The 7,056-nt window shown below is 44.6% G+C and carries 5 protein-coding genes and 1 pseudogene; 1 reads left to right on the top strand and 5 read right to left on the bottom strand.

Translation table 11 applies throughout. The annotated features are described in order from the left end of the window. Positions 1 to 16: 16 nt before the first annotated feature. The 4 genes and pseudogenes from V6D41_RS19390 to pbpC all read right to left on the bottom strand — a co-directional run bounded on the left by V6D41_RS19390 (position 17) and on the right by pbpC (position 6,208). A complete protein-coding gene (locus V6D41_RS19390) occupies positions 17 to 1,528 on the bottom strand; it encodes a class I adenylate-forming enzyme family protein (RefSeq protein ID WP_333519359.1) in 1,512 nt (503 codons plus the stop codon). 211 nt (positions 1,529 to 1,739) lie between these two features. Further along, complete coding sequence (mtlR, locus tag V6D41_RS19395) at positions 1,740 to 3,824, bottom strand: mannitol operon transcriptional activator MtlR (protein ID WP_333519360.1); 2,085 nt, start codon at positions 3,822 to 3,824, stop codon at positions 1,740 to 1,742. Between the two features lie 189 nt (positions 3,825 to 4,013). Next, positions 4,014 to 4,112 (bottom strand): annotated as a pseudogene (locus V6D41_RS19400) (aldo/keto reductase); the annotation flags it as partial. Between the two features lie 89 nt (positions 4,113 to 4,201). Beyond that, positions 4,202 to 6,208, bottom strand: coding sequence for a penicillin-binding protein 3 (pbpC, locus tag V6D41_RS19405; RefSeq protein ID WP_333519361.1), 2,007 nt, complete (start codon positions 6,206 to 6,208; stop codon positions 4,202 to 4,204). Between the two features lie 151 nt (positions 6,209 to 6,359). Here pbpC and V6D41_RS19410 point away from each other — a divergent pair, with 151 nt between their 5' ends. Beyond that, positions 6,360 to 6,647, top strand: a complete 288-nt coding sequence (locus V6D41_RS19410; RefSeq protein WP_087993005.1) for an antibiotic biosynthesis monooxygenase family protein — start codon at positions 6,360 to 6,362, stop codon at positions 6,645 to 6,647. 5 nt (positions 6,648 to 6,652) lie between these two features. Here the strand turns inward: V6D41_RS19410 and V6D41_RS19415 are convergent, their stop codons facing one another. Next, complete coding sequence (locus V6D41_RS19415; RefSeq protein ID WP_087993006.1) at positions 6,653 to 6,898, bottom strand: YczI family protein; 246 nt, start codon at positions 6,896 to 6,898, stop codon at positions 6,653 to 6,655. Positions 6,899 to 7,056 lie beyond the last annotated feature (158 nt).

Genomic DNA, 7,056 nt, shown 5'->3' on the forward strand with positions numbered 1-7,056 from the left:
AGTGACGGGCTTTCTATTACGAATGCACGGCGTGCTTGCGCAAGACGTCTTTTTTCACCTTGCCGAGGTTATTTTTCGGCAGTTCGTTAACGAACTCAACTTCGGGTATTTTGTAAGCGGACAGGCGTTCTTTACAATATGTGATGACTTCCTCTTCCGTTAGACGCTGGCCGCCGTTTGTCACAATAAACGCTTTTGGTTTTTCCCCGTACAGCGGGTCTGGTATACCGACCACCGCTGTTTCAAGGATTCCCGGGACCTGCTGGATGACTTCTTCAACCTGATCCGGATAGACGTTATCGCCTCCGTAAATAATGACATCCTTGTAGCGTCCAGTAATGAAAATAAAACCATCTTCATCTACATAGCCTGAATCTCCGGTTTTGAACCAGCCGTTTTGCAGCACTTTCGCTGTCGCTTCAGGATTGTCTTCATAGCCTTTAAATAAAAATGGAGTGTGAACAACGATTTCGCCGATTTCCCCTTGAGGGAGTTCTTCTCCCGTCTGAGGATCTTCCACTTTGACTTTAACACCTTCCACAGGTTTCCCCGCAGATGCGGCTTTATCCATTCCCATTTCAGGCATCCATGTGCTGATTCCCCAAGCCTCAGTGCTTCCATAGCCGTGGGCGAGCGGGATGCCGATATCAAGATAGCGGCGAATCAGGCTGCTCGGCACTTTAGTTCCGCCAGTCATTAAAATAACAAGCGAAGATAGGTCGGTTTGGTGTGTTTCCCATGCTTCAAGCAAATACGTGTAAAACACGGGAAGAGCCATCACGGTTTGAATCTTTTCTTCTTCAATGATTTTCAGCATATCAACAGGATCTTGATCCTTCGTAAAAATAAAGGTTGTTCCTGCAAAAGTTCCCAGCATGATGCAAATGAGCGCACTCGTATGATAAATCGGATGGCACGCGAGAAAACGCAGGCCCTTCATACGTGTTGTTGAACTTTTGGCCCCTGTTACGTATCTATATATGCCGCCATGTGTGATCATGCATCTTTTCGGGTTTCCGGTTGTGCCGGACGTAAACATCAGCAGCGCTGTATCATCAGGGGAAACCATTTCAGTTTCAGGCAAATGATCAGGACCGGCAAACAGAGCTTCAAATTCAGCAGACGTTTCGTAAGCTGTTCCAGTTGCTATCGTTACAGACAATGAGGACAGTTCAGGAAGAACTTCTTCCAGTTTCTCTTTAAACTCCGCTCCGTAAAACAGCGCTTTCGGTTCACTAGCTTTTAAAATGCCTGTCATTTCATATGGTTTGAGCTGCCAGCTGACAGGTACGACAACAGCGCCTATTTCAAGCGCGGCGAACATAATAGTTGAGGCGGGATGTCCGTTTTTGCAAAGCAATGCAACACGGTCGCCTTTTTGAATTCCTTTTTGCAGCAGGGCATTCGCCAGCTGATTAATCCGTTTGCGGTAACCTGCATATGTCAGTGTATGGCCTCCGCTTTTTACAGCCTCTATTTCTTCGCTATTCGGCATGTCATGCAGAATCAGATGCTGTAATGTTTCCATATTGTCATCTCCTATATTCTCTTGAATCTTCAATAATTTGTTAGGTTTTCTTCCTCACCTCACCCATTTTAACCCAAAAAAGATAACTTGTAAAACTATTTCATTTTGGAACTATTCCATTAATGAATGATAAAATAGTCCCGCATTTTATCATTTTGTACACCATCCACATAAAAACACACGCCAATTTTTTGACGTGTGCCATGCGGGATTACAGTATGTTTTTTTCTTTCATCCATGTGAAAAATATGCGGTTTAATCGTTGATACAGTCCTTGTTCTCCGTCTTCCTGAAACCCCGCCATGCTTTCTCCGCTTTCGATAATGGCGGAGCTGATCGCGCTTAAAATCTCCGAGCCTTCAGCAGGTAATGAGCCAGGCGCCATCATCACGAGAATGCGTGTCATGCTGAGGGTATTTCCGTCCATGCCATTCACTTCATAAGAGGTGCTGAGATCATACATTTTGAAAAAAGGCAGGACGATTTCATCATTTTTGAGATGATAAAGCGCCATGTTCGTCCCCGGAATTCCCAATCCCCCTTGTTTCTCCCGCTCCGCCAAGCAAACCGCGGCTTTTTTCGGATCACGGATCAAGCCATCCTCCTTCAGCTGTTGAAAAAGCTCTGACAGAAGCTTGCTATGATCCGAGTTTATTTTGAGTTGATTAAGTGTAAAGTGGCGCAGAACATCTTGAATGACGGCCATGTACCGCCCCATGCTTTCCGATGCTGCCAGCATGTCAGGCACGTCAGCTTGCTGCGCCTCTTCCTTAGACGTTCTTTTTTTCTCAAGAATGAGCGGAATTTTCCGTTTGATATACTGTTTTACCTGATTTGTGTCTTCCTCATTTAAAAGCGGACTAACCATAATATAATCGATGTTTTCGTAAGGAATCGGAACGGTGGAAACAATCATATCGTAAGCTTGAACTTTCCTGCCCTTCAGCTCGATCAAGGATGACATATCAAACGATTCAATTTCCGGCAGCTCTTTCTTCAGTCTGGAAGCAAGCATTTTCGAAGAGCCGATCCCGCTTGAGCAGACGACAAGCGCTTTCACTTTGGCTTCTTCTTTTTTGATTTCAAGGGCCGAGCCGAAGTGAAGGACGATAAAAGCGATCTCATCATCAGAAAAGGACATGCCCGGAAAATACTTTTCCACGCCTTCTTCGATCGCCATATAAAGCAGAAAATAATCGCGTTTGATCTGTTCCTTCATCGGATTGTATATCTCGATATTTTCTTTTATGCGGCTGACAGCCGGCTCCAAATGGGCAATCAGTCCTTCATATAAAGAATAGTTTTTCGTAAGATCCATTCTGATTTTGTCTGAAATAAAAGCAATGAGCCGCTTTGTATGCAGGGCTGTTTCCAGTTCGATTTCCTGCGCTTTGTATTCTGTTTTGTACTTTCGATTAGCGCTTCGAAGGTGGATTGTAATATAGCCCACCTCCGCCTCCGGAATCGTCACGCCGAAGGCATGTTCAAGTTCGCCCGCGATCTCAAGAGCTGAGCTGTATTCCTTCGCATTCTTCAGTTCCTCAAGCTCATTTTGCTCCATGGCAATGGTTTCCCCAAGCTTAATCCGCTCGATTGCATACGTCAGATGGACGACGAGTGCTATATAAGAGCTGTCGGACAATGAAAAAGCGATTTCTTCTTTCAGCTGAAATAGGATACGCTCCATTTTTAACAGCTCGCCTTTGCTGACTACGCCGAACATTTTCTCTGAAGAATCAGCTTTACCTTTGATGTTTAATTCAACCGCTTCCAAAAACATTTGGATGTCGAGGCGGTTCACAATCAGGTTGCCGACAATTTTACGTTTCGCATTCTCCGGCCCTATGAGCTGAATGCCAATGCCTCTTTTACGAATCAGTGTCAATCTAAAGGGAGAAATCCATTTCTCCAGCTCGTCTAAATCGTAGCTGACCGTGGCATTCGTCACCTGCAGGTCATGGGCAAGCGTGTACAGCTTGACGGGCTCCTGAGACTCTAATAGCGAACAGAGAATGAGCAGCTTTCGTTCATCCGCGCTGTATTCATGCTGTTCATATGTTAAGTCGGTAAGCAGCTTTTGTTTATTCTCGGGACTTCCCACTGCCTTCAACCCTTTACCAGGCTGTTTATCGAGCGTAAGCCCGACGGGTTCCATCAGCGGCTTAATTGATTTGAGCTCCCTGTGAATGGTTCTCGTGCTGACTTCCATCAGCTCAGCAAGCTCGGTTACGGTTACATACCGGTTTTGTAATAATAAGTGCTTTAAAAGCTTTTGTTCTCTGGCAGTCATATACATCAAAAAGGCCTCCTAGACAGTCGTGATGTGCGGATGAAGTCGCAAGGAGATACAGGAGAGGAATAAGAGAGGTTTTCTTTATAATATAAAACGCTTTCAAACGAGATTCAATCACTTATAAATGGGAATTTGGCATCAAGCGGTGTGACAATATTGAAAAAGCACCAGCTGCTAAGCTGATGCTTTTTGTTAAGGTATATCGCAACCCTGTGCGGCTGTAAAAATACGGAACCACTGATCCTGATCAAGCTTGTATGCCAGCGTATTTACCGCGAAGGAAATCCGTTCGCAAAATCCCTATTTTCTGGGTATAAACTGGATTTTTAGTTCATTCGGTTTCAGATTCCCTTTTTCCTTCGCTCTTGTTAAAAGAGTTTTTAATTTGATTGAAATTGCTTTTTCGCTTTCTCAACAACATAGTGGCTGCCGCCGCGGTCCTGCACATTTTGGATCATCATAGCGACAAGCAGGTCTTTGTTTTCGTAATCGTAGCCGACGAACCAGCCATTTTCCGTGCCATCTTTATCATCTTTTGATGTTTTCAGCTCGGCTGTTCCTGTTTTTCCGGCAACGGAGATTCCTTTCACGACCGGCTGATACGCTGATCCGCGCGCGTCTTCCACAACGCCTTTCAAACCTTTCGTAATGTCTGCCGCTCCTTCCTTCGTGACCACTTGCTTGTGCCAGACATCAGCTGTTTGTGAGTCTTTTTTGATCAGCGTCGGTTTGACGAGATCTCCGTTGTCGACAAATGGCGTGTAAGCAGCTGCCAAGTGAAGCGGAGACATTTGCATTTGCCCTTGTCCGTATCCTGTATCCGCAAGCAAAATGTCTGAATCGAGCTTGTCATTTGCGATAGACGATTGTTGGATCGGGAATTCATATGGAATGTCCTCTGAAAAGCCGAACGTTTTTAAGCCTTTTGTAAAGTTGTCTGCTCCCAAATCAAGCGCGTTCTGTGCGAAATAAATATTATCCGATGTAATGAGGGCATTTTCCAGTTCGACTTGCTGAAGGCGCTCAGACACACGTGTCACTGAATAGCCGCCCCAGCTCGAATCCTTTTGCCACTCTTTACCTTTGATTGTTTTCTTCTCATCCGCTTTTAGGGTGCCGTTTTTGATTCCAATGGCAGCCGCAATCGGTTTAATTGTTGAACCCGGTGCGTATGTCTTGTTGAATTTCGCTGAAAACGGATTGTTCTTATCTTCGTTTAGTTTTTTCCATTCCTTATCGCTCCAGCCGAAAATAAATCCGTTTGGATCGTAAGAAGGCGCGCTGACAAGCGCGAGTGTTTCGCCTGTCTTCGGCTGAAGCGCAACTGCCGCCCCGCTGTCGTCCTTCAATTCATCATATAGCTTCGTTTGCGTCTTGATATCGATGGTGAGGTGAAGATCCTCGCCGTCCTTCGCTTTCTTTTCAGCGATGACTTCTCCGGTTTGCGGAACGTAGATTTTCCATCCAGTTGCGCCTCTTAGTTTGTCTTCATACACATTTTCAAGTCCGGTGATGCCGATGTTAGACGTATCGCTGTATGCTCCGTCTTTCTTTTTCTTCAGCTCTTCCGCAGTAATGGCGCGGACATAGCCTGTCAAATGGGCTGTCTTTTCGCCATACGGATAATAGCGGGAGCTGACATTCGTTCTCGTTACACCTTTTAATGAAGTCGCCTCAGACACTAACTTTTCTTGGTCCGGCTTGACCTTTTTGACCGGCACAAACGAATCGTCTTTCACCCAGCCTTGATCCAGCTTTTTCTTGATGTCTTCTTCAGTCAAATCAAGTTTTTTCGCGAGTTCTTTTATGACTTTTTCTTTTTTGTCGCCAATCTCTCCGGGAACAATTCCGATTTCCGGCACATCTGTATTGATGGCTAAACCTTTCCCGTTTTTATCGTAGATTTGGCCGCGTTTTGGTTCAACGCTGGCGATTTGCACTGTTTTGTCATCAGCCAGCTGCTTGAAAATAAACGATGGGTTCCAATCTATATTCCATGACTCCTCGTCATCATTTTTTTCTTTTTTCAGCACTGCGGTATTTTTGAAGCTGACTTTGCCCGCATTTGTGTCCATGCTGACTTTATACGGGATGTGCTTCATCGTCTTGTTATCTTTGTCGCCCTCATCCACTTCTCCCGCAGTGACTTTCAGATTTTTCACGCCTGCCTGTTCATAGATGGTTTTATACCTGCTGACGAAATCTTTTTTGGAGATTTCTTTTTTGACATCTTTGGCCAGGCTCTGATACATGTCATCGAATTGCTGATCGTTCCACTGTTTCACGAATGCTTCCATGCGATCCTCTGGTGAATCTGTCTTGGAGCATCCGATTAACCCAATCAATCCGACGCATAGAAATACTAGTAGAATACACTTTTTTAACATGACTTTCCCCTGCCTTCCACTTGTTATTTTCTCTTATATGAATTGGTGCGCGCAAGATTTTTTTGAAAATGAAGGAAAAGGTTCACCGATTTTGCAGAAATCTCCTGTCGTTTGCTGTAGACTATTTGAAAAGAAGGAAAGAAGGGATGACATGGTCAGAGAGGCAGCGATACTTCACATTAAAGAGGGGCTTGAACAAGAGTTTGAGGAGGCGTTCCGGCAAGCGGCGCCGATTATTTCCGGCATGAAGGGCTATATCACGCACTCGTTATCAAAATGTATGGAAGAAACACATAAATATCTGCTGCTTGTGGAGTGGGAAACACTCGAGGACCACACGGAAGGCTTTCGCGGTTCTTCAGAGTATCAAGAGTGGAAAGCCTTGCTTCATCGGTTCTATACCCCGTTCCCGACGGTCGAGCATTTTCAGGATGTGTAATAGACTTATATAATATGAAGAGTAAAACCGATGAGAGAGACAGACCATACGAAAACGGCGGTATAAATATTAAACGCACCTGAGCCGTCGTTTTCTTTTTTACGCTCTTCAAGCCCCTGCATAAACATGACTGCACCAAGAAATACAAGCATGACCGATTGGATAACAGAGGTGTGTTCCGTATAGTTAAAAGCAACGAGCGCCAGAATAATAATAATAACCGCAAAAGACATTTTAAAAATCCGAAACAAAAGGACCATCCTTCCTTATATACGAAATATTGAACGTTATGGCTATATTTGCCTACGTCCTCCATTATTCTAGCGCACTTTTTTTGTCTGTAGAACAGGAGACAGGGAATTTTAAGTTTCTTTTAATGTTTCAATCACATATAAAAAAACGCGCTCTG

Origin of the sequence: Bacillus sp. 0102A, assembly GCF_036765155.1 — a bacterium.
Classification (GTDB): Bacteria; Bacillota; Bacilli; order Bacillales; family Bacillaceae; genus Bacillus; species Bacillus subtilis_G.